Consider the following 22,975-nt stretch of genomic DNA (forward strand, 5'->3'; position numbering starts at 1 on the left):
GATTCGATTTTAGAAGCGCCAGGGTCGCGCTGTGGTGCGCTAGAGCGCGCCGTCCTCGGTCATGGCGGAGGCCCACTGGTCGGACCAGCGGACGAGTGGGCGCAGGGCCTGATGGGCGCCGTGGCCGAGCTCGGTGAGGGCGTAGGTCGTGTCCGGTTGCTGCGCGACGAGACGGGCGTCGAGCAGTTCGGTGAGCCGTTGCCGCAGAACGCTGGAGGACATGTCGTCGCAGCGCTCCCGCAGCGCACGGAACCCGACCGGCCCATGGCGCAGCTCCCAGACGATCCGCAGGTTCCAGCGCCGCCCGAACAGGTCGAGGGCTGCCATCAGTGGGCGCCCGGTGCTCGATCCTCGTACCCGCCGTCCCGGCCTGGGCGTCGTCATCGCCTGTGCCGCCCCTCTCGATGCTTCGATTTCCGACACAGTAACCACGCGGCGTGACAGTGGCGGCCGCGACCATCCCGGTGGGGCCCTTCGATCCGGCGGCCCGGCGTAGCGTCGAATCCGTGCCGAGCCGTTCGTAGTACACACAGGAGGCGGTCGGAGGAGACCGCCGGGACGAGGGAGTCATGTCATGCCGCGGTACCTGATCTCGTTCAACGAGGGCGCGATGGACCACATCCCCGCCGAGGACTGGCCCGACGTCGGCAAGGCCTCGCACGCGGTGATCGAGGAGGCAGTGAACGCCGGCGTGTGGGTGTTCGGCGGCGGACTGGAGAGGCAGCAGGCCAGCATCGTGGCCACTGACGGATCGGTCACCGACGGTCCGTACCCGGAGACCAGGGAGGTCGTCGGCGGGTTCTCGGTCGTCGACGTGCCCACCCGCGAGGACGCGCTGGCGTGGGCTGCCAGGATCGCCGCCTCGTGCCGGTGTGCGCAGGACGTCCGGGAGCTCATGCCCGATCCCGAGACGGACGCGATGATCCGCGAGGCCGACAGCCGGCTACGCCGGCCCGACGGGGTCTGATCGCACAGACCCGCTGGTGCGGACCAGCGCGCGGGGCCCGGGCTGGTCCGCAGCCCGGTCCCGGGCCTGCCGCACGCGGTAGGTCAACTGCTCGACGTGAGCCGTTGCCGGTCCGTCCCGCCGCCGGCCGCGACACGCTCGGTGTCGCACAGTTCGTCGCGCGGCCGGGCCGGTACGCCGATGGCGGACATCGCCTCCACGTAGCGCCGGTACGCCTGCGCCGCCTCGCCGTGCCGGCCGGCGGCCGTCAGGGTCCGGACGAACTCGCCGTGTACGCCCTCGTCGTAGGGCTCCAGCTCCAGCGCACGGCCGAGGTGCCGGACGGTCTCGTCGATGTCGTGCGCGTGGTGCGCCAGCGAGGCAAGCGTGCGGACCACGCGCAGGTAGACCCGGCGGGCCTCCTCGCGGGTGGGTCGGGACCAGTCGTCGTACGGCTCGTCCTCCAGGAAGTCGCCCCGGTAGCGCTGTTCGGCGAGAAGGAGCGTCGCCCGCGCATCCTCGTTGGCACCGTGCCCGGCCAGCCGGAGCCCGTGTGCCGACTCGGCGAGGAACTCCTCGACGTCCAGCTCAAGGTGGCCGACGTCGAGAGCCAGACTCGGGTGCGCGGCGATGATGAAGTGGTCCGTCGGCGTACGGCGCTCGGGGTCGAGGACGCCGCGCAGGGTGGACAGGGCCACGGACAGCCGGTGGCTGACCCGGCCGGGGTCCTGGGCGGGCCAGAGGATCTCGCCGAGCTGCTCGCGGGGCACGGCGCGACCTCGCCGGGCGGCGAGGATCCGGAGCAGATCCCGGGCCTTGCGTGACTGCCACGCCGCGGCCAGCACCTGCGAACCGTCGACGTACACCTCGAAGCGCCCGAGGGTGCGGACGGCGACCCGGGTGACGCAGAGCGGGCCCTGCCGGCCGAGCGTGGGCGGCGGCACCCCGGCGACCGTCAGCCGCTCGGCCGCCAGCCGGGCGTCGACGCGCTCCCGGGGATCCGCTCCGGGCAGCAGGCTGAGCAGCACCGCGAGGCGGTCCGCGGCGACTGTCGACCTGATGTCGCGCAGGGTCGCCGCCGCCTCCCGCCAGGCGTGACGGGTGTCGTGGGCGTCGACGGCGGCGGCGCCGCGAAGCTCCAGAGCACCCGCGAGCGCCGCACGGTCACGGTGCAGCCGGGCGGCGGTGGACGCCAGCAGCGCCACCTCGGCGGCCCGCTGGTGATCGCCGATCTCCAGCGCCACCCACCCCAGCGCGAGCCGGGCCGTCGCCGAGTCCGGGCCACGTTCCAGCTCGACCGCGCGTTGTGCCAGGGCGAACGCCGTGGGGCCGTCCTCGGCGGCGAGCACGCGGGCCAGTCCGGCGAGCGCCGTCACCTGGATCTGATGGTCGTTGACGGGCTCGCTGGCGCGCAGCGCCTCCTCGTACGCCGCGCGGGCCAGGTTGGCCCGGCCCCGCAACGCGTGGACGTCGCCGATCCCCACCAGCGGGTACGCCACCTTGCGGGACCCCATCCGTTGCAGCAGCGGCACGGCACGCTCGTAACAGGCGGTGGCCTCGGCGAGCTGACCGAGGTGGAAGTGGGCCGCGCCCTCGTTGCACAGCGCCAGCGCCAGCATCGCGGCGTGCCCGTTGGCCTCGGCCAACTCCACCGCGGGTCGCACCTCGGCCAGGGCGTCGGCATATCGACCCTCGCCGACCAGGGCGGACGCGCGGTTGGCGCGGATGCGGACCACCTGGACCGTGTCGCGTGCCGCCTCGGCGGCCCGCAGCGCCTTCTCGTGATGCTCGTCGGCTGCCGGTCGATCACCGCGCAGCTTGGCGTCCAGGGCGAGCGCGGTGTGCGCGGCGGCGAGCGCGGCGTCGCCGCCGACGGCTGTCGCTGCCGCGAGGGCGCGTTCGGCGTGGCGCCGGCACGCCTCGGCGTCCCCGGTCGTCCACTGCGCCGCGGCGGTCCAGGCGAGCAGTCGGACGTTGTCGGTGGACGGGTGCGGGTCGAGCGCGCCGCGCCGGAGGACCTCCAGAGCTGCCTGCGGCTCACCGCGCAGGTAGTGCACGAGGCCGTACCGCCAGGCGAGCCCGGCGCCGAGGGGTTCCGGACCATCGGCCAGCGCGGCGTACACGGCGAGCGCCGCCTCGACGTCGCCGCGCATCTCCAACGCCTCCCCGTGCAGCAGCCGCAGGCCGTCGGAACGGGCATGCTCGGGCAGGGACCGGAAGGCGTCGACGACGGCCTCGGCGTCACCCGAGGCGAGCAGCTGCGCGCCGTGGTCGGTGAGGATCCGCGCCGTCGCGGCGAGGACACCGGATTTCCCGTACGACCGGAGGGCCGGGACGAGGTGGCCGCGCTCGGCGTACCACGCTGCCGCTTTCGCGTGCAGGCGTCGCTGGGCGGCCGGGACCAACGGGAGACGGCGGCGGGCGACGTCGGCGACGACCGGCACCATCCGGTACGCCTGCCCGTCCGGCGAGGTGGCGACGAGAAGGCCGGCGCGGGTCAGGTGGTTCAGCCAGTGGCCGCCGTGTCGGTGCCCGAGGAGGCGGCACAGGTCGCTGTGCAGCGGGTCGAGATGCGCGGCGTCCCGCAGCAGCCGGTGAGCCTCCGGCGGCAGCTCCGCGAACACCTCCCGCACCAGATAGGACTCCAACGGGGTCCCCGGGTCGTTCCAGTCGGTGCCGGCGGCGGCGGTCCGCCCGGCCAGGCCGACCAGCGCCGGCCAGCCACCGGTCGCGGCGTGTACCTGGCCCGCGAGTGCCGGATCGGTCAGGCCGTGGCCGGCGGCAAGGATCGACGCCACCTGGTCGCGCGAGAGCCGGAGATCCGTCGGGCCGCGCTCGGCGAACAGCCCCGCCTGCCGCCGGGAGAGCGCCAGCGGGTGGCGGGTCACCAGCACGATCCTGAGCTGCGCAGGGAGCCGTCGCAGGGTGTCCAGCAGTGCCGTCAGTCGCCGGCGGGACAGTCGCGGCACGTCGTCGAGGACGAGCCAGCCCGGTTCGTCGGCGGCCAGGTCCCGCGCGGATCGGGCGTCCAGGACGGCCAACCATTCCGGGCCGGCGGTCTCCAGCGCCGCCACGTCCGAGCCGTCGCGCCAGCGCGCCGGGAGGTCGCCCAGCCAGCCGCGTACGGCGGAGGTCTTGCCGTATCCCGCCGCCGCGACCACGAGGGTGAACCGCTGACCCACCCCCTGATCGACCGGCGCGTTCATCGGCTGCCCGTACGTCGAAGCTGGTCCATCCTTCAATTGGCGGCGTGCCGACGGCTGCGCGTACGGGAACGTCGCCGTTACGACACCGGATTCTCCACGCCTTTGACGCCACCTTGACGCCGCTCGGAGCCTCGCCCCGAACGATGGCTCGCACAGGCACGTAGAGGCGCGGACCGTCCCGGTCGGCGTCCCGTGATCGATCGGATTGAGGAGTGATGATGGCAAGAGTGCTGTCGGGACGCGCGCTGCTCGCGGTGCTGGTCGTCCTGCCGACGCTGACCGCGTGGACTGCCACGCCGGCCAGCGCGGCTGGTCAGTCCAGCCCGGGGGTGTACGACGACGAACCCGTGGACCGCGACATCGAGGTGGCGCGGCTGGGTTACCAGAACGGTGTGCGGGTGGTGTTCTCCCGCGACGAGGTGTCCGGCGACTGGGGTCTTCGCCAGGACGGAGAGATGGGCCGCAACGCGCCCCTGGCGTACGACGAGAAGCAGAGCATGTTGCAGGCGTACCTGACGCTCACGCCCCGGACCGTGCCGGTCCCTCGGGCGCTGCTGTCGGAGCCGCCGGCCGGCACGCCGACCCCGCCGGAGCTGGCGTACCGGACCATCGCCGCCACCCTGGTCGTCGCGGACAACCTCGCCGTGCCGACGTCGAGCGCGATGTCCGCCACGGCGGTGATGAGCTGCTGGGACCTGTACTGGAACTCGTACAACTGGGCCGAGCTGCCCGGCTACCCGAACCCTTCGTCGGTGTGGCACCCGACGAAGACGTACTACTCGTCCGACTTCGGCGGGATGAAGATGTACTCCTACAGCTACCTCGCCAACTGCGGCGGGTACGCCCGGCACCGGATCTACTACAAGTCGGCAGGTGACTACTACAAGCACCACGACTACGAGGTGGCGTCCTTCCACTGGCAGGCGGTCAAGAAGGGTTCGGTGCACCGCTACCGCAAGGTGCTCTACGACGGCACGTGGGGCGACACCCGCAACGGCAAGTACACCGGCTGACGACACCGGACGGATCAGGCGTCGTGTCCATTGCGCGACGAACGGATCGAGCCCGCGGCCTGCGGATTTAGCCTGATTCGGTGATGTCGATGGCTGGCGCGGGCGTACGCGTCCGGCTGCTCGGCCCGGTGGAGGTGGTTGCCGCCGACGGCCCGCAGGCGGTGAACGGGTTGCGCCGCAAGGCGGTACTGGCGACGTTGGCGCTGCACGCGGGCCGGGTCGTGAGCGTCGACCGGCTCATCGACGTGGTCTGGGGCGAGCGGATGCCGGCCACCGCGGAGAACACGCTCCAGCGCCACGTCTCCTACCTGCGTGGGGTGCTCGGCGAGCCCGGATCGATAGTGGCGCGTCGGCCCGGTTACGTGCTCAACACCGGGCCGGAGTCCACGGACGTCCAGGTCGCCGAGCACCTCCTGGAACTGGCCCGCCGCGCGACGGACCGGGCCGAGCAGGTGACCCACCTGACGGAGGCGGTAGCACTGTGGCGCGGCCCGCCGCTGGCCGACGTGGCCGGGTCCGCCTGGCTCGAGGAGCAGGCCGAGCACCTGGCACGCCTGCGGTTGGAGGCCGAACGCGCGCTCGCCGAGGCCCGGCTGTCGGTCGGCGAGCACGCCCGGCTCGTCCCCGGGTTGGAACGCCTCGTCCGGCAGCATCCCTTCGACGAGCACCTGCACGCACAGCTGATGCTCGCCCTGTACCGGGACGGCCGGCAGGGCGAGGCGGTCACCACGTACCGGCGGTTGCGCGCCGCCCTGCGGGACAACCTCGGCATCGACCCCAGTCCGCGGCTACGGGATCTGGAACGCGCCATCCTGCGCCAGGACACCGCGATCGCCGCGCCCGCGCCCGCGCCCGCGCCAGCGGCGACGGCTCGGCCGGTGGCGGTGGCGGCGCAGTTGCCTCCCGGAGTACCGACGTTCACCGGGCGCGACGCGGAACTCGCCACCCTGGACGCGCTCGTCGACTCCGGTGGCGCCGTGGTGGTGTCCGGCACCGCGGGCGTCGGCAAGACCGCGCTCGCCGTGCACTGGGCGCACCGCGCGGCCGGGCGCTTCCCCGACGGCCAGCTCTACGTCAACCTGCGCGGCTTCGATCCGGCGGCCACCCCTACCGAACCGGCGCGAGCGCTGCACGGATTCCTGGAGGCGCTCGGCGTTCCGGCGGCGCGGATGCCCAGCGACGAGGACCTGATGGTGAGCGCGTACCGCACGGCGGTGGCCGGCAAGCGCCTGCTGGTGGTGTTGGACAACGCGCGCGACGCGGAACAGGTCCGACCGCTGCTGCCCGGCTCACCCGACTGCCTGGCGGTCATCACCAGCCGGGACCAGCTCACCCCGCTGGTCGTCACCGAGAGCGCCCAGCCGGTGATCCTGGACCTGCTGAGCCCCGACGAAGCCCGCCACCTGCTGGTCCGCCGGCTCGGGGCGCACCAGGTCGCCGCCGAACCCGCCGCTGCCGACGACATCGCCCACCGTTGCGCGGGGCTGCCCCTCGCGCTGGCCATCGTCGCGGCCCGAGCCGCCACCAACAGGCGTCTCTCCCTGGCCGCCGTGGCCGGTGAGCTGGGCGACCTGAACGCCTTTCACGGAGGCGACGAGACCACCGACGTCCGGGCGGTGTTCTCCTGGTCGTGCCGAACGCTCAGCCCGCAAGCGGTCCGGCTGTTCCGGCTGCTGAGCCTGCATCCCGGCCCGGACATCTGCGCCCCGGCCGTGGCCAGCCTCGCCGGCGTCGCCCCGGCGGCGACAGGTCCGCTGCTCACCGAACTGACCAGGGCGAACCTCCTCACCGAGCACACCTACGGGCGGTACGCGTTCCACGACCTGCTGCGCGCGTACGCGGCCAGCCTCGCCGACGACGCGGAGTCACCTGCCGACCGGCGCGACGCCGTGCACCGGTTGCTGGACCACTGCCTGCGCGCGGCACACGCCGCGGACCTCGCACTGCACCCGCACTTCAGCGAGATCAGTCTCCCGCCGCCACGGCCCGACGTGACGCCGGAGAACCCCAGGAGCAGGTCGGCGGCCACGGCGTGGTTCACCGCCGAGGTCCCCGTCCTGCTCGCCGCCGTCCCGCTCGCGGCGCGGTCCGGGTTCGAAGGGCACGCCTGGCGGCTCGCCTGGGCCATGGCCGGCTTCCTGCACCGGCAGGGGCACTGGCAGGACTGGCTCGGTACGCAGCGGATCGCTCTCGCCGCCGCGTCCCGCATCGGCGACCGGGCCGGGCAGGGCCACGCCCACCGCAGCCTCGGCCTCGCCTGCTCCCGGCTCCGGCGGTACGACGAGGCCGACGACCACCTGCGGCGGGCGCTCGACCTGTTCACCGCTGTCGGTGACGACGCCGGGCGGGCACACACCTGCCTCAACCTCGGCCAGCTGGCCGAGCGGCAGGGGCGGCACCAGCAGGCGCTCAGCCACTCCCGGCGGGCGCTGACGCTGTTCCGGCGGGCCGGGAACCGGGCCGGGCAGGGGTACACCCTCAACGCGGTGGGTTGGCAGGAAGGGCTGCTCGGCAACCACCACCGGGCCCTCACGTCGTGCGGCGAGGCGCTGCGGGTGTTGCAGGAGGTGGACGACGTGCAGGGACAGGCCGACACGTGGGACAGCCTCGGCCACGCCCATCACCAGCTCGGCGACGACCGGCGGGCGGTCGCCTGCTACGAGCACGCACTCGAACTCTTCGCGCAGGTCCACGACCGGTACGCGGTAGCGAGCACGTACGTCAATCTGGGCGGCAGCCACCGGGCGCTCGCCGACCTGGGCGCCGCCCGTGTCGCGTGGCGCCGCGCCCTGAGCATCCTCGACGACCTCGGCGACGCCGACGCCGACTCGCTGCGTGCCGACCTCGAACAGCTCGACGGCACCCGGCTGTCCTGACGCCCCGCGCTTTCAGCGCGGTTTCCGGGCCGTTTCAGCCCGGCCCGGCACTCTTCGGGCACCAGTTTCCCTCGCCAGGAATGGAGCATCCGATGAGTCGCTCGGCACGTAACCTCGCGGTGGTGGGGGTGGTCGGCGCGATGGCGCTGGCCACGGCCTCCCCAGCCGTGGCCCGGACCGACAAGCCGCCGACCAGAGGCACCGACTGTCTGGTCCAGTACCTCGACGACCGCGGCGGGAGCGTCCGCACCGAGACCGAACCCGAGGGTCGGGAGCACGGTCAGTTCCGCTGCGTCGCCGGGCAGTGGACGTTCGCCTGGGCCCCGTACGAGGCGGACGACATGATCGTGGCCGACGAGCTCTGGATCGACCCGTCCGGCACCGTCTCGGTCCGGCGGTTCACCGGTCCCGCGCTCGGCAACGACCTCACACTGCGCGAGATCACCGCCATCGCCCAGGCCGTCACCGGCAGCGGCGAGGTGCTGATCGACCGCGCGATCGTGGCGGTCGACGACGGCAAGGAACGCACCCCGGGGCAGGTCGAGGCGCTGCTGGCCGGCAAGGACACCACAGGCGTACGCGTGCTGAAGACCATCGACAAGCCGGATCCCGCCGCGTCGACGAAGGACATCATCGACGAGGCCGGCGGCACACCCGAGTCCACGGTCGTCTACTTCAGCATCTGGGGCGCGATCAAGTCGGCGTTCGCGTGGGTCGCGGACACGATCAGCGACATCGGTGAGTGGATCGGCGAGCACTGTGACTGGGGGCCCTCTCCCAGCGGCCTGGGCGTGGTGGTCACATGTCGCTGGTAGCTCGTACGACCCCGACAGCTCTGCGGGACGTCATCAGGCGCGTCACCATCGTCACCGCGGCACTGGTCGTCGCGCTGGTGGCCTCGTACGCTCCCTCGCACGCCGCCGACGACGCTGCCCGGCAGACGGTCACCGACCAGCCCGGCGCTCCCGGAATCATGTTTCAACGGTTCGAGGAGATGACCGGCCAACCCGTCGGCGACCTGGACACGGTGCTGGCCGTCGACACCGGAGGCCGGACCCTCACCGCCGACCAACTCGAAGCGCTCGTCGCCGGCAAAGAGGTCGACGGCGTCACGGTCCTGGGGACGATGTCCGGCGGCCGGGACGTCCTCGACACGACCATGGCCGACCTCGCGGACGGCGTGTACGACGGCAGGGGTGACAGTGGGACGGCGACGTCCTCCCTGCTCTTCGCCTCGTCCACGCCGGAGGGCCGGGAGTGGTGCCTGACCATGTGCATGGCCTCGGGCAAGTCCTTCTGGGAATGCGTCCTGTCGCGTCGCGGCGACCAGACGCTCACCCTCGACCTCGGCGGCGACACCACTGTGGGCGGGATGAAGGCCGCCTTCGAGAAGGCCAACGGCGTCGCCGCCGAGGGGCCGTACGCCGTCGACACGTTGACCGGCGACGGCGAGCCGTCGGCGCAGGAGATCGAGACGCTGCTCGCCGGGAGGGACGTCGACTCGCTGCGCCGGGTGGCGAGCGTGTCGGGGCCGGACGCCGGGTGGGCGCTCGGCGACGTCGCCGAGAAGTCGGGCGTTCCCTATGTGAAGACGAGGATCCACATCTTCACTTTCGGGCTGCCACTCGTCGGGAAGGTCCTCGTGGTCTGCGTCTCGCACAACGACGGGAAGACCTGGAAGTGCTCGGCCCGCCCGTGGGGTGGGTTCTAGCGGTCGATGAGTCCGCTCCGCGTCGACCGGTCGGTCGAGGCGGAGCGGGATCGGCGCGTCACGGCGCGGTAGAGGTTGCGGCTCAGGTCTCGCTCAACGCGCCGGCCACGGCCTGCCGGAGGGTCGCCGGTGGGCGGCCGAGCAGCCGGGTCAGGTCCTCGGTCTGCCGTTCCAGTGCCCCGGACCGGGCCAGGCCCATCAGGAAGCCCATCGGCCCCGGCGTCTCGTCGGTGGCCTCGTGATAGTCGATCCTCTTCCCGGTGGCGTCGCTCAGGACCTCGGCGAGCTGTGGGTACGTCCACAAGGGGCCGGTCAGGTTGTAGCCACGACCCAGGTACGCGTCGTCGGTCAGCACGCGCACCGCCGCCGCGGCGAGGTCCGCGCGGAGTGCGGTGTTGAGCCCACGCCCGCCGGTGCCACTGGTGAGCGTCCCGGACGCGGCGGCGGCACGCAGGCCGGCGTTGAGGAACGCCTCGCTGTAGAACGGGTTCCGCAGCATCGCGTACGCGATCCCGCTCTCGATGATCGCCCGTTCGGTGACGTGGTGGGCGGCGTTCATTCCCGAGCCGTCGCGGTCGGCGCCCAGGAAACTGGTGTAGGCGATCGCGCGTACGCCGTTGGCGGTGGCCGCCTCCAGCGCGGCCAGATGGTGCCCGATCCGGCGGTCCGGAGCCAGCTCGGGCGAGGAGATCAGCAGCAGCCGCTCCGCGTCGCGAAACGCCGAGCGGAGGCTGGCGGGATCGTCGTAGTCGCCGTGCCGCACGGCAACGCCGAGCGCGGCCAGCTCGGCGGCGCGCGCGGGTTGGCGTACCACCGCGACGACCCGATCGGCGGGGACCCGCGTCAGGAGTTGCCGGACGACGAGCCGGCCGAGTGCTCCGGAGGCAGCGGAGACGACGATCACGTGGTTCCTTCCCACCCTGGTGTTGATCAGGCCGGTGTCAGGAAACACCCCGCTGCCGGATCGTGCCACCAATTTCGAGGCCTCACACAGTCGCCAGCCGCGCCGGGTCGAGCTGGGCGAGGCGGGCCGCGTCCCGGCCCGGCGGCAGCCCGAACAGTCGTCGGTACTCGCGGCTGAACTGCGACGCGCTCTCGTAGCCGACCGCGAACCCGACGGCCGCCACGTCACCGGGATCGGCCAGCAGCCGGGCCCGCGCCTCCTGCAGGCGCACCATCTTCTGGAACTGGATCGGCGTCATCGTCGTGATCGCCCGGAAGTGGCGGTGCAGCGAGGTCACGCTCATCCCGGCCACGCGCGCCACGTCCTCGACGCGGAACAGGTCGGCGTGGTGCTCGCGGATCCACCGGATCGCCCGCTCGATCTGGACGACGTTGCCGTCGCCCACCCCGATCTGGCGGACCGTCCCGCCCTGTTCGCTGGTCAGCAACCGCCAGACGAGTTCGCGCTCCACACCCGCCCAGAGCACGCGTTGGTCGTCGGGGCGGTCGAGCAGCCGCAGCAGCCGCACCACCGCGTCGAGCAGGTCGTCGTCGGCGGTGCTGACCGCGATGCCGGCCGCCGGCTCGCCGGTGGCCGGGGGCGCGTCCAACAGCAGGTCCGCGATCAGCGACGGCCGCAGCGCGAGGCCCAGCACCAGGTACGGCTCGGCGCGGCTGGCCTGGCTGACGTGGCTGATCACCGGCAGCTCCATGGAGGCGACGATGAACTGCCCGACGCCGTACGAGAAGACACCGTCGCCCAGCACCGCGTACTTCGCGCCCTGCGCGACGAGCGCGAAGAGCGGCGCGGTCTGGGCCGGCATCGGCTCGGTGGGCGTGTCGGTGCGGTGCAGGACGAGACCGCCGGGCGTGGGCCGGCCGGCGTGGCGCAGCACCAGGTCGCGGATCTCCGGCAGAGTGGTCATGGGCCCATACTGCCGAGAATGGCAGGATCAGGCAATGCGCTGGCAGTATCGACCTACGGGGTCGGCGGTTTCCGGGTGTGTACTGGGCGCATGCCACTCGATCACTTTGTCACGCTGGGCCGCTCCGGCCTGCGTATCAGCCCGTACACCCTGGGTGCCATGACCTTCGGCGAGGACCACGGCTGGGGCGCCCCGGTCGACGAGTCCGAGGCGATGATCAGCGAGTACCTGGAACGTGGCGGCAACTCCATCGACACCGCAAACATCTACACCAACGGTCACTCCGAGAAGATCATCGGTGACTACCTGGCCGCCCGGCCCGGCCTGCGTGACCGGATCATTCTCGGCTCGAAGTTCTTCGGCAACCTCTTCCCCGGCGACCCCAACGGCGGCGGCGCCGGGCGCAAGGCGGTGGTCGCCCAGGCCGAGGAGTCGCTGCGCCGGCTGCGCACCGACCACCTGGACATCTACTGGCTGCACAACTGGGACCGTGGCGTACCGGTCGAGGAGACGCTGCGCGCCCTCGACGACCTCGTCACGGCCGGCAAGATCCGCTACGTGGGCCTGTCCGACCTGCCCGCGTGGAAGGCCGCCGAGGCGCAGGTCGTCGCGCACTTCCGCGGTTGGACGCCGGCGATCGGGATGCAGTTGGAGTACTCGTTGCTCGAACGGACGGTCGAGGGGGAGCTCATCCCGATGGCGGGCGAGCACGGTCTCGGCGTCCTGCCGTGGAGTCCGCTCAAGAGCGGTTGGCTCTCCGGGAAGTACGTGCGCGGCGCCAGCGACATCGACACGACCCGCGCCGCACTGGTGGGCGGCCCGAGCGAGCGCGACTGGCAGGTGATCGACGTGTTGCACGAGGTCGCGGCCGACGCCGGCGTGACACCGGCGGCGGTGGCGCTGGCCTGGGTCGGCGCCCGACCGGGTGTGTCGTCGGTGCTGATCGGGGCGCGGCGTCTCGACCAACTGAAGGCGAACCTGGCCGCCGTGGACGTGCGGTTGTCGCCGGAGCAGACCGCACGGCTCGACGAGGTGTCAGCACCTGCTCTCAACTTCCCGGCCGACAACAACCGGTACCTCGCGCCGCGGCTCGCCTTCGCCGGCGCGACTGTCGACGGCCAGCCCAGTCCCACGTCGCCCTTCCTCGGCAACGGCGTCCGGTACTGAGCACCCGCACGCGCGGTCCAGGACATCCGGCGGGTGGACGCCACCGGTCACCATGACGGCATGGGTAAGTGGCAACGCCCGTACTCTCTCGACGCCACGACCGGCTTCGCGATGCTGGGGCTGGTGGGGGTGGCCGCCGCCGTCTCGTTACTCGTGATCGCGTACGTGCGCGGGTGGCCGATGCCGGTGCCGACCCCGGTCGCGATCCTTTTCGGGGCGTGGATGGCCATCTGCCTCGCCGTCGCCGTACGGCAGGCGATGCTCGGGGTCTACGTCAGCGCGGCCGGCGTCCGGTCCCGGACGCTACTGCGCACGACAACGGTTCCCTGGGCATCGGTGGCGTCCATCCACAGCGGCATCGCCACCATCGCGGGACTGGACATGGGTCGCTCCGCGATCATCATCGAGCGAACCGACGGGGTCGCGGTCCAGACCGCGCTCCAGCGCGGTGACCTGCTGCGGCCGTTCACGTTCCGGCCCGAACTGGGACGGCTGGCCACCTGGCCGGAGCACTACGACGAGATCCTGACGACACTGCGGGCACACCAGCGCGACGCGCAGCCCCGAGATGCCGCGCAGGCCGATGGGCCGGCGCGGCCGTCCACCGCCGGTGCCGCCACAAGACGCCGGTCCGCGGGAGTTGGCCGGTCCGTGACCAACCGTGGCGGCCCGACGGCTAACCAGCGACGGGACGTCCACGCGCTGACCCGGCAGCACCAGCGGGGCGCGCTCACCGACGCCGAGTTCGCCGCCGCGGTGGCCAGGATTCAGGGCCCCGACGCCGGCTAGCGGGTGAGCCTGGCCAATGACCGCGCCAGCCGGGATGCGAGGCTGACGGGTGTGCCGTCCCTACTCGCGCGTCGCGTGTACGAAGCCTGTCACCTGACCGGGTCGTTCCGGCTGCGATCCGGTCAGGTGAGCCCCGAGTACTTCGACAAGTATCTGTTCGAGGGGCAGCCCGATCTGTTGCGCGACGTGGCCGAGGCGATGGTCGCCCTGCTGCCCGGGTGCGACGTGCTGGCCGGGATGGAGATGGGCGGCATACCGATCGCCACGGTCATGTCACAGGTGACCGGGCTGCCGACTGTCTTCGTTCGCAAGCAGGCCAAGGAGTACGGCACCCGCAAGGCGGCCGAGGGTGGCCCGGTGGACGGTAGGCGCGTCGTGGTGATCGAGGACGTGGTCACGACGGGCGGGGCGCTACTGGCGTCGTGCCGGCAACTGCGCGCCAGCGGCGCGGTGATCGACACCGTGGTGTGCGCGATCGACCGTGAGCAGGGCGGGCGGCAGAACCTCGCCGCCGAGGGGCTGGGGTTGCGCGCCGCCCTCAGTCGACACGATCTGGAACGTTCCGCGTCGGCCTGACCGCCTCCCGCTCCGCTACTGGGTAGCGCAGGCTGTACCGCAGGAGGGCAGCAGGAGGGATCGTCCCGGAATCGGAATCCTTGAACCATTGATGGGGTCAAGCGAGTCCGATACCGAGGAGCCCGTCATGCCCCTGCAAGAGCGCACGTCCGCCCGCCGCCGCCGGACCCTGCGGGCGGCCGCCGGGACGCTGGCCGCCGTCGCCGTCCTGACCGGCCCTCCGGCGTTCGCCGCGGCCGAATCCGGTCGGCCCGCCGGCCCACGCGACGCCGTGCAGCGGCACCTGGACCGGCTGGTCAGCGAGGACGGCTTTCCCGGCGTGCTCGCCTCGGTGCGGGGAGCCGACGGACGCGTCCACGACTACACCGCCGGCGTGCGCGACCTCCGCTCGCACGCTCCGGTTCCCCGCGACGGCCAGGTCCGCATCGGCAGCAACACCAAGACCTTCACCGCCGTGGTCGTCCTGCAACTGGTGGGGGAGGGCCGCATCGACCTGGACGCCACTGTCGAGCACTATCTGCCCGGCGTCGTACGGGGCAACGGCAACGACGGCGGAGCGATCACCGTACGCCAGCTGCTGCAGCAGACGAGCGGCCTGCCCGACTACGACGACGTGCTGTTCACGCAGCCGCAAGACCTGATCGACAAGAGTCACTCGTACTACCAGCCGCGCCGGCTGGTGGACGCCGCGCTCACGAACGCCCCGCACTTCGCGCCCGGGGCGAAGTGGAGGTACAGCAACACCAACTACGTCCTCGCGGGGCTCATCGTCGAGCAGGTCACCGAACGCCCCATCGGGGAGGAGATCACCGACCGTGTCATCAGGCCGCTCGGTCTGCGCGACACGTACTGGCCGGGCGTGGGGGAGCAGCGCCTTCGGGGCACGCACCCCCACGGCTACGTCGCGGTGGCCCCGGGCGCTGCGTGGGTGGACGTCACCGACATGGACCCGTCCCTGGGCTGGGCCGCCGGCCAACTGGTCTCGACCCCGGACGAGCTGCGGACCTTCTTCGAGGCGCTCGTCGGCGGCCGGCTGCTCAAGCCCGCGCAGCAGGCGGCCATGATGACGACAGTGCCCGCGCCCGGCTTCGAGCCGTCCGGCGAGTACGAGTACGGGCTGGGCATCGCCCGGCACGAGCTGCCCTGCGGCGGCGATGCCTGGGGCCACGGCGGTGACATCCAGGGCTTCGAGACCCGCAACCTCGTCACCGAGGACGGCCGCGGCGCCGTCGTCGCCGTGACCGGTCTGCCGACCGGTGAGCAGATGCTCGCCGACGTGAACGGCAGCGTCGACGCGGCGCTGTGCACCGTCCACTGAGGCGGCAGCTGTTGCTCCAACCGCGCCCCGCGGACCGGATCACCGGTCTGCGGGGCGCTGCCCGTGTGACGCGTGGGTTCGGGGACCGACCCGTTCTCACAGCCACCCGGTCACGACACCGTCGCGGCGGTCTCCGTCCGGGTGGCGGTGACGTGGCGGCGGCGCACCGGGTACGGGATGGGGTGGGTGATGCTCCACGCGGCGCCCCGGCACACGACCTCCTTGTAGCGGGCCGCCAGCCGTCCGGTGAGCAGGGACGGCTTTGCCCGGTCGTCGGCGGTCACGTACTGGATGATGCCGTCGCGGCGGCCGAGGCTGATGCACTGGTTGAAGTAGCCCAGCGGGGCCTTCGGGATCTTCACCTGACCGGTCAGGCGCGCGGCGATGGCGTCGGCGGCCTGCCAGGCCATCGGGCCTCCCGAGGCGCAGGACATCCGCAGGGGCTTGCCGCCCGGCCCGGCGGCGAGTGCGGCGTCGCCGACGGCGTACACGTCGGGGTGCGAGAGGGAGCGCATGGTGTCGTCGACGACGATCTGCCCGGTGGCCGCGACCGTCAGGGTCGTGGCGGCGGCGACGGGGTGGACGGCGAAGCCGGCCGTCCACACGGTCACCTGGGCCGGAATGGTCCGACCGTCGGCGGTGACGACGCCGGTCGCCTCCACCCGGGCGACGTCGGTGTGCTCGTGGACGGTGATGCCGAGCCGGGCCGTGACGCCCCGCAGGTGCTGTCGTGCCTTTCCGGTGAGCCAGTCACCGAGGCCGCCGCGGGCGGCGAGCGCGACGTCGAGGTCGGGCCGGGCCTCGGCGATCTCGGTGGCCGCTTCGAGGCCGGTGAGGCCCCCGCCGACGACGAGCACCGTCGCGCCGGCCGCGAGCTGGCCGAGGCGGTCACGCAACCGCAGCGCCGACGGCCGGCCGGCGACGTCGTACGCGTGCTCGGCGACACCGGGCACGCCGTGGTCGGCGGCGGCGCTGCCGAGGGCGTACACGAGGGTGTCGTAGGCGATCTCGTCGGCGCCGCTCTCGTCGGTCAGCGCGACAGTCCTGCGGTCGACGTCGACGGCGGTGACCCGGGCCCGTCGCACCCGCACGCCGGTGCCCGCGTACACCTGGCTCAGCTCGCGGCGCTTGAGGTCCTGGCCGGTGGCGAGCTGGTGCATGCGGACCCGCTCGACGAAGTCGGCCTCGGCGTTGACGACGGTGATCTCGATGTCGTCGGGGTGCAGTCGCCGGGCGAGACGCCCGGCGGCGATCGCTCCGGCGTATCCGGCTCCGAGGACGACGATGCGGTGCTTCATGGCGGCACTCCTGTCTCGGTGATGGTCGCTTCCTGAACCGGACGGCGACGCGATTGCTGACAGGAGGTGGCTATGACCTGGGTCACCAGACGTGCAGGAGCGGTTCCGAGTGCTCGGTGGTGGACCACTGGCGCGTGACGCGTTCGAGCTTGTCGGGGTTCACCTGGATGCGGATGGCCGCGACACCGTCGGGTGTCACCTCCAGGGACATGACGCCGACGACCTGGTCGCCGGTCACCACGACCACCGCCGGGCCGCCGTTGACGACCTCGGCGTAGAGGGCCGGGCTGCCGCTGACCAGGTTCCGCTTGGCGTCGCTGGGCCGGAACAGGCCCCGCAGGAACTTCGCCACCGCCAGCGCGCCGCTGATCGGCGTGGTCCGGGCCGGGATCTTGCCGCCGCCGTCGCCGACGCTTGTCGCGTCGTCGGTGAGCAGCGCCACCAGCCGCTGGACCTCGCCGTTGTTGGCCGCCATGAGGAACTCGGTGACGATCTTGCGGGCGGCGGCGCTGTCGACCTCCGCGCGGGCCCGGTCGGCGGTGACGTGCTGCCGGGCACGCCGGTAGATCTGCTGGCAGTTCGACTCGCTGACGCCGAGGATCTCGGCGATCTCACCGTGCGGGTAGCCGAACGCCTCGCGCAGCACGTACACCGCGCGCTCGTTGGGCGACAGCCGCTCCAGCAGGGTGAGCACCGCCATGGAGACCGATTCGCGCTGCTCGACGGTGTCGACCGGGCCGAGCATCCGGTCCCCGGCGAGCACCGGCTCGGGAAGCCACGTCCCCACATAGGTCTCCCGCCGGGCGCGCGCCGAGGTGAGCTGGTTGAGGCACAGGTTGGTGAGCACCCTCGTCAGCCACGCCTCGGGCGTCTCGACGTGCTCCCGGTCGGCGGACTGCCAGCGCAGGAACGTGTCCTGGACCGCGTCCTCGGCGTCGCTGGCCGAGCCCAGCAGCCGGTAGGCGATCGCCTCCAGGCGGCCCCTGGAGCGCTCGAACACCTCGACCTCATCCGGACGCAGCGGCATGGCTCGACAGTAGCCGCGTCCGTCGCGCGGCCTGCCGAGCAGTGGGCGAGGCGCGGCGGGCGGTCGGAACCGGCCGCTCAGCAGGCGGACCGCAGGTGATTGTTCCGGTACCACGAGCAGATCTTCGACACGCCTGGCTTCTGCGCCAGCTGGCGGCGCAGTTGATCCTGCCCGTCGGCCGACAGACCGGGGGTGAACTCGACGAAGCTGATCGGCCCCCCGTCGCCGTCGTCGTACCGGGTGTGCACGCCGACCACGCTCACGTCTCCCGGCCCGACGAGGTCGGTCACCTCGGTATCCGCGTCGGTGTGGACGACGAAGCCGACCGGCGGGGACGTCAGCGAGTCGCGCACCGCTCCCGCTGACGCCACGACCGGGACGACCACCAGCGCCGCGCCGACGAGCACCGACAGCCGGGCCCGCCACGGCGACCGCCGCGGGTCCGCGGTGGTGGCCAGCAGGACCAGCATCGCCGGTAGGAGCCCGGCCGGCGCCGGCCCGCAGGCCAGGACGAGCAACGAGACACCCACAGCCAGGCAGGCGTACGTGAACTGCCGCCCCCGCATGACGAACAACGGGACCGCGGTCAGCACGACCGCGACCCACCCGAACCGGAAACGCAGGGTGTCGCCCCCGGTCTGGTACGCCCAGCCGAGCAGGACCACGGAAGCCACCAGCGCGGCCACCACCAGGAGGCGCTGCCACGCGTGCACCCGGTGCACCGCCGACGTCTGGGTCATCGTCACGGCGGCAGTGTGCCAGCCCGGGGCAACGAGGCGCTTCGCCCTTGCGCCCACGGACGCTGTCGTATCGTGCGGACATGACACACCCGGTGTGGGCGGACGCCGACGCGTACGAGGCGTACGTGGGTCGGTGGAGCCGCCTGGTCGCGGCCGACTTCGTACGCGGACTGGCCGTGGCACCCGGGCGGCACTGGCTCGACGTGGGCTGCGGCACCGGCGCGTTGACCGCGACGGTCCTCGCCGAGGCCGATCCCGCCCGGATCACCGGCATCGACCCCTCGGCGGGTTTCGTCGCCCAGGCGCGTGCCCGCGTCCAGGACGCGCGGGCGAGCTTCCACGTCGGGGACGCCCGCGCGCTGCCGGTGCCCGACCGCACCGTCGACGTGGTGGTCAGCGGGCTGACGCTCAACTTCGTGCCCGAGCCGGCGCGGGCGGTCGCCGAGTTCGCCCGGGTCGTCCGGCCGGCGGGGGCGGTGTCCGCGTACGTGTGGGACTACACGGAGGGCATGGCGATGATGCGGCACTTCTGGGCCGCCGTCGCCCACCTCGACCCGGGTGCGGCGGGGCGGGACGAGGCGAGCCGGTTCAGCATGTGCCGGCCGGAACCGTTGCGGGACCTGTGGGTGGACGCCGGCCTGCGGGACGTGTCGGTCCGGCCGGTGGACGTGCCGACGGTGTTCGCCGACTTCGACGACTACTGGCGGCCGTTCCTCGGCGGGCAGGGCAGCGCCCCGTCGTACGTCACCTCGCTGGGTGAGCCGCAACGGGCGGCGTTGCGGGACCTGTTGGCGGGCCGGCTGCCGATCGAGCCGGACGGCTCGATCCGGCTCACCGCGCGGGCCTGGGCCGTGGCGGGCACGGCGCCGTAGCAGGGACGGCTCGGGCCGGTTGCCGGAGGCCGGCGCGACAGGCGACGGACACCACCTGTCGTCCGCTTGCGGCACGCCGGTAGCCCAGCACCGCGCGCCGGACGCATGGCCCGACACCAGGGCGATTGTCGCTAACCGGACAAGACGGTAAAGCCCCTGGTAGAGCACGCTTAGGGCAGGCGAGGAGGCGGACGGATGTCGGGCCACATCCCAGTCCTCCGGCCCATCGCGGACAGCATCGTCCACGTCGGTGCCGCCCTCGCCCAGCCCGACCCCGCCACGGCGGGCACGGCACAGCCGCCGGCCCGACCACACGTAAGGCGCGGTCGCCCACACCGCCGCGGATGCCCGCGGCGGTGGCCATCGCCCACCGCCGGCGCCGCCGTCCACCGGCCGCGCCGCCGCTCCCGTGCTCCACCAGCCTTCCCGCATCGTGGATCTCGCCTGGTCCGGCGTCGCTCACCCGCGCGTCCGCCCCGGCGACCTCATCAGAGAGGCAGTGACATGGCGGCTCCTACCGCGACCGCAGCCCTGAACGCGTCCGTCTTCGCACCGGGCGACCAGATGCTGCTGACCGTCACGTACTCCGACGCCGACACCAAACCACTGACCGTCACCATCGTGGTCACCGACGCGCAGGGCAACAGCAGCGCGCCGGTCAAGGTCACCGCGGTCATCGACCCGCTGACCGTGACCGTCAGCGACAACTCCGGGCGTACCTGGTCCCGGGTCTCCGACAACGGCTCGGTCGCCGTGTACCGGGCGGTGGCGTGATGCCCCGGGTCACCGTCCAGGTCCGCGACGCGGCCGGCAACACCGCGACGGCAGGCGTCGACTACAGCCTGCGCCAACCGGTCCTCGGCGGCTACTACCTGTCCGGCGGCGCCGACCCGACGGCCGACATGGCCGGCGGCAACTTCCGCTCGCTGACCCAGTACCGCAGCTTCGCCGACGGGTACGTCTTTCCCGGCTACAACCGGCCGTGGCTCATCAACCTGGGCAAGGCCGGGGTGCAGATCAACATGGTCCTGGAGTTGAAGCACTACGGCGCTGGCGACGCCGGGCCGCAGACCTTCACGGTGGACGGCGTCAGCTACACCGTGCCGGCGCCGTCGATGACGATCCAGCAGCGACCCGGCACCACCTGGCCGAAGGCGTACGGGTACACCCAGGTGCTCAACGGCCAGTGCGACGGTCTGTTCGCCCGCGCCCTGTCCCAGTACCGGACGTTCGGCTTCGGGGTGAACATCCAGCTCGCGTCCGAGTTGGACACGGACCACGAGTTCGGCACGACCGAGGCGGGCAAGGCGTACACCTGGGCCGAGTCCGACGCGCGGGCGGTGCAGGCCATGACCTACATCGTCACCTGGTTCAAGGCCCGCACGTTGCCCGCCGGGACGACCTTCTCGGTCGGGTTGGGCGGCTTCGACCGGGCGTGTTTCCAGCGCACCCACCCGGAGTCGCTGATGTCGCGGCTGGACTACCTGCAGTGGAACGCCTACGCGACAGCTGTCGGCCAGACCGCGCTGGCCCGCTTCCGCCGGACGAAGGACTGGGCGGTCGCGGATCTCGGCCCGGTGGCGCTGTCCCGACCGGTGATCATCGCGGAGTACGGGGTGCGATCGGCCGAGATCCCGGACCAGGCGGCCTGGATCGCTACAGTTCCCGCGGCGATCGCCCAGCTCAACGCCGAGCGTGGACCCCGTATCGCGCGGACCAACTACTTCAACTCCGGGTGGGGAACGCTGTCGCCGAAGTCGGCCGGGTTGGCCGCGCTGCGCACCGCGTACGCCACCCGGCCGTACGTCTGACGCGGGCCCGGAGCCGGCGGTACGGTCGACCCGGCCGTCCACCGTTCACAGTGGGCCCGGCACGCCGTCCGCCGGCCAGCGCTCACGCCCCCTGCGGCGGGCCGGCCTGCTCCGCCAGCCAGCGCCAGTCGTGCCAGGTGGCGAGCCGGTTCGCGTACAACGTCTCGGCGAGACGGTACGGGTACGGCCCGAGGAACAGGCGCAACGGCGGCTCGGCGGAGTCGACGAGTTGCAGGATGACGCCGGCGGTCAGCGCCGGATCGTCGGGCGTACGCGTGGACGCCCCGGCGCGGCGTGCCTGTCGTACCGGCTCGTACGCCTCGATCGGCTCGGTGTGCGCGGCCGAGTCCCCGGACCAGTCGGTGCCGTACGGGCCCGGCTCCACGATCGTCACCGTCACTCCGAGCGGGGCGAGTTCGGCCGACAGGGCCTCGCTGAGCCCTTCCAGTGCCCACTTCGACGCGTTGTAGAGCCCCAGGGTGGGGAAGGCGCCGATGCCCCCGATGCTGGAAACCTGGAGGAGGTGGCCGGTGCCCTGCGCCCGCAGCACCGGCAGGGCGGCCTGGGTCACCCAGAGCGCGCCGAAGAAGTTCGTCTCCAGTTGCGCGCGGGCCTGTTCCTCGGTCGTCTCCTCGACCATGCCGAACAGCCCGTAACCCGCGTTGTTGACGACGACGTCGAGCCGGCCGAACGCCGCCGCGGCACGGGACACCGCGTCGAACACGGCCGGGCGGTCGGTCACGTCGAGGGTCAGCGGCAGGACCCGGTCCCCGTACGCCCCGGTCAGATCCTCAAGCGTCCGGCGGTCCCGTGCCGTGGCGGCGACCTGATCGCCGCGTTCGAGTGCGGCCTCGGCCCAGATGCGGCCGAAACCGCGGGACGCGCCGGTGATGAACCATGTCTTCATGACTCGACCCTGCGCCGGCGGACGCCGGCCTGCCAGCACCCTGACGGGGCTAGGCTGGCGGGAATGAACGGCGAGAACGCGCTGGGTGACTTCCTGAAGGCGCGTCGCGGGCGGGTCCGGCCGGGCGAGGCGGGGGTGACCTCGTTCGGGCGCCGACGCGTACCAGGACTACGCCGTGACGAACTGGCTCGTCTCGCGGGCGTCAGCCAGCATTATCTGACCCGCCTGGAACAGGGCACGGACCGCAACCCGTCGCCGCAGGTGCTGAACGCCCTGGCGAGCGCGTTGCGGTTGAACGAGGACGAGCGGGCACATCTCACCGCGCTGGCCACCCCCGCGCCGCCGGCGCGCGAGCACGCCGCGGCGTCCGACGCCGTGCAGCAGCTCATCGACTCGTTCGGCCAGACGCCCGCGTACGTCCGCGACCGCCGCTTCGACGTGTTGGCGGCCAACAAGCTCGCCATGGCGCTGTCCCCGCTCTACACACCAGGTCAGAACCTGGTCCGCGGCATGTTCCGCGACCCCACGGTGCGCACGCTGTTCCCCGACTGGGCCCAGATCGCCGCGCAGAGCGTCGCCGCGCTCCGGGCCGAAGCCGACCCGCGCGACCCCGCGACGACCGACCTCATCGCCGAGCTGCTGGCTGACGGCCGTTTCCGCGACGTCTGGACCGCGCACGACGTCCGGCCGACACGCGACGAGGTCAAGCGATTCCACCACCCCGTCGTCGGGCCGCTCACCCTCCGGCGGGAGACGCTTGCGGTCGCCGGCGCCGACGGTCAGGTGATCATCGCCTACCAGGCGGCGCCGGAGACACCCTCGGCGTACGCCCTGGCCAGGCTGCTCTGAG

21 protein-coding genes are annotated in these 22,975 nt (G+C 72.6%); 13 read left to right on the plus strand and 8 right to left on the minus strand.

Features of this window, described 5'->3' with window-relative positions:
• Positions 1-39: 39 nt before the first annotated feature.
• Positions 40-327, minus strand: coding sequence for a helix-turn-helix domain-containing protein (locus tag B0E54_RS16345; protein ID WP_234584397.1), 288 nt, complete (start codon positions 325-327; stop codon positions 40-42).
• Between the two features lie 247 nt (positions 328-574).
• Between B0E54_RS16345 and B0E54_RS16350 the strand changes: the two genes are divergently transcribed.
• Positions 575-967, plus strand: coding sequence for a YciI family protein (locus tag B0E54_RS16350; RefSeq protein WP_234584398.1), 393 nt, complete (start codon positions 575-577; stop codon positions 965-967).
• An 83-nt stretch (positions 968-1,050) separates the two neighbouring features.
• On the opposite strand, the gene B0E54_RS16355 is transcribed toward B0E54_RS16350, so the two are convergent.
• Positions 1,051-4,152: a BTAD domain-containing putative transcriptional regulator gene (locus B0E54_RS16355; RefSeq protein ID WP_234584399.1), complete on the minus strand. Its 3,102-nt coding sequence runs from the start codon at positions 4,150-4,152 to the stop codon at positions 1,051-1,053.
• Positions 4,153-4,370: 218 nt separating this feature from the next.
• Between B0E54_RS16355 and B0E54_RS16360 the strand changes: the two genes are divergently transcribed.
• The 4 genes from B0E54_RS16360 (at position 4,371) to B0E54_RS16375 (ending at position 9,752) form a co-directional block, all read left to right on the plus strand.
• Complete coding sequence (locus B0E54_RS16360) at positions 4,371-5,165, plus strand: hypothetical protein (RefSeq protein ID WP_234584400.1); 795 nt, start codon at positions 4,371-4,373, stop codon at positions 5,163-5,165.
• An 83-nt stretch (positions 5,166-5,248) separates the two neighbouring features.
• The gene (locus tag B0E54_RS16365; protein WP_234584445.1) at positions 5,249-8,041 is read left to right on the plus strand and encodes a BTAD domain-containing putative transcriptional regulator; all 2,793 of its coding nucleotides are present in this window, start codon (positions 5,249-5,251) and stop codon (positions 8,039-8,041) included.
• A 92-nt stretch (positions 8,042-8,133) separates the two neighbouring features.
• Complete coding sequence (locus tag B0E54_RS16370; protein WP_234584401.1) at positions 8,134-8,856, plus strand: hypothetical protein; 723 nt, start codon at positions 8,134-8,136, stop codon at positions 8,854-8,856.
• A complete protein-coding gene (locus B0E54_RS16375) occupies positions 8,844-9,752 on the plus strand; it encodes a hypothetical protein (RefSeq protein WP_234584402.1) in 909 nt (302 codons plus the stop codon). Before B0E54_RS16370 ends, B0E54_RS16375 begins: the two co-directional genes overlap by 13 nt.
• An 82-nt stretch (positions 9,753-9,834) precedes the next feature.
• Here the strand turns inward: B0E54_RS16375 and B0E54_RS16380 are convergent, their stop codons facing one another.
• Positions 9,835-10,656, minus strand: coding sequence for an NAD(P)H-binding protein (locus B0E54_RS16380; RefSeq protein ID WP_234584403.1), 822 nt, complete (start codon positions 10,654-10,656; stop codon positions 9,835-9,837).
• Between the two features lie 82 nt (positions 10,657-10,738).
• Positions 10,739-11,620 (minus strand): AraC family transcriptional regulator, encoded by an 882-nt coding sequence (locus B0E54_RS16385; RefSeq protein WP_234584404.1) that lies wholly within the window; start codon positions 11,618-11,620, stop codon positions 10,739-10,741.
• A gap of 90 nt (positions 11,621-11,710) precedes the next feature.
• Here B0E54_RS16385 and B0E54_RS16390 point away from each other — a divergent pair, with 90 nt between their 5' ends.
• The 4 genes from B0E54_RS16390 (at position 11,711) to B0E54_RS16405 (ending at position 15,470) form a co-directional block, all read left to right on the plus strand.
• On the plus strand, positions 11,711-12,787 hold the full coding sequence (locus B0E54_RS16390) for an aldo/keto reductase (RefSeq protein ID WP_234584405.1): 1,077 nt from the start codon (positions 11,711-11,713) through the stop codon (positions 12,785-12,787).
• Between the two features lie 60 nt (positions 12,788-12,847).
• Complete coding sequence (locus B0E54_RS16395) at positions 12,848-13,576, plus strand: PH domain-containing protein (protein WP_234584406.1); 729 nt, start codon at positions 12,848-12,850, stop codon at positions 13,574-13,576.
• 51 nt (positions 13,577-13,627) lie between these two features.
• A complete protein-coding gene (gene pyrE, locus B0E54_RS16400) occupies positions 13,628-14,152 on the plus strand; it encodes an orotate phosphoribosyltransferase (protein ID WP_234584407.1) in 525 nt (174 codons plus the stop codon).
• Positions 14,153-14,279: 127 nt separating this feature from the next.
• Entirely contained in the window at positions 14,280-15,470 is a 1,191-nt protein-coding gene (locus tag B0E54_RS16405; RefSeq protein ID WP_234584408.1) for a serine hydrolase, read from the plus strand.
• A 110-nt stretch (positions 15,471-15,580) separates the two neighbouring features.
• On the opposite strand, the gene B0E54_RS16410 is transcribed toward B0E54_RS16405, so the two are convergent.
• The 3 genes from B0E54_RS16410 to B0E54_RS16420 all read right to left on the minus strand — a co-directional run bounded on the left by B0E54_RS16410 (position 15,581) and on the right by B0E54_RS16420 (position 18,541).
• The gene (locus B0E54_RS16410) at positions 15,581-16,768 is read right to left on the minus strand and encodes an NAD(P)/FAD-dependent oxidoreductase (protein WP_234584409.1); all 1,188 of its coding nucleotides are present in this window, start codon (positions 16,766-16,768) and stop codon (positions 15,581-15,583) included.
• An 82-nt stretch (positions 16,769-16,850) separates the two neighbouring features.
• Positions 16,851-17,795 carry an RNA polymerase sigma-70 factor gene (locus tag B0E54_RS16415; RefSeq protein WP_234584410.1) on the minus strand — a complete coding sequence of 315 codons (945 nt, stop codon included), beginning with the start codon at positions 17,793-17,795 and terminating at the stop codon, positions 16,851-16,853.
• Between the two features lie 77 nt (positions 17,796-17,872).
• Positions 17,873-18,541 carry a hypothetical protein gene (locus B0E54_RS16420; RefSeq protein WP_234584411.1) on the minus strand — a complete coding sequence of 223 codons (669 nt, stop codon included), beginning with the start codon at positions 18,539-18,541 and terminating at the stop codon, positions 17,873-17,875.
• A 74-nt stretch (positions 18,542-18,615) separates the two neighbouring features.
• Between B0E54_RS16420 and B0E54_RS16425 the strand changes: the two genes are divergently transcribed.
• The 3 genes from B0E54_RS16425 (at position 18,616) to B0E54_RS16435 (ending at position 21,218) form a co-directional block, all read left to right on the plus strand.
• Complete coding sequence (locus B0E54_RS16425) at positions 18,616-19,407, plus strand: class I SAM-dependent methyltransferase (protein ID WP_234584412.1); 792 nt, start codon at positions 18,616-18,618, stop codon at positions 19,405-19,407.
• Between the two features lie 504 nt (positions 19,408-19,911).
• On the plus strand, positions 19,912-20,181 hold the full coding sequence (locus tag B0E54_RS16430; RefSeq protein ID WP_234584413.1) for a hypothetical protein: 270 nt from the start codon (positions 19,912-19,914) through the stop codon (positions 20,179-20,181).
• A complete protein-coding gene (locus tag B0E54_RS16435) occupies positions 20,181-21,218 on the plus strand; it encodes a hypothetical protein (protein WP_234584414.1) in 1,038 nt (345 codons plus the stop codon). Before B0E54_RS16430 ends, B0E54_RS16435 begins: the two co-directional genes overlap by 1 nt.
• A gap of 82 nt (positions 21,219-21,300) precedes the next feature.
• Here the strand turns inward: B0E54_RS16435 and B0E54_RS16440 are convergent, their stop codons facing one another.
• Positions 21,301-22,125, minus strand: coding sequence for an SDR family oxidoreductase (locus B0E54_RS16440; protein WP_234584415.1), 825 nt, complete (start codon positions 22,123-22,125; stop codon positions 21,301-21,303).
• Between the two features lie 63 nt (positions 22,126-22,188).
• Here B0E54_RS16440 and B0E54_RS16445 point away from each other — a divergent pair, with 63 nt between their 5' ends.
• A complete protein-coding gene (locus tag B0E54_RS16445) occupies positions 22,189-22,974 on the plus strand; it encodes a helix-turn-helix domain-containing protein (protein ID WP_234584416.1) in 786 nt (261 codons plus the stop codon).
• Position 22,975: the final 1 nt, after the last annotated feature.

It is taken from the genome of Micromonospora sp. MH99 (assembly GCF_021442385.1).
Taxonomy (GTDB): domain Bacteria; phylum Actinomycetota; class Actinomycetes; order Mycobacteriales; family Micromonosporaceae; genus Micromonospora.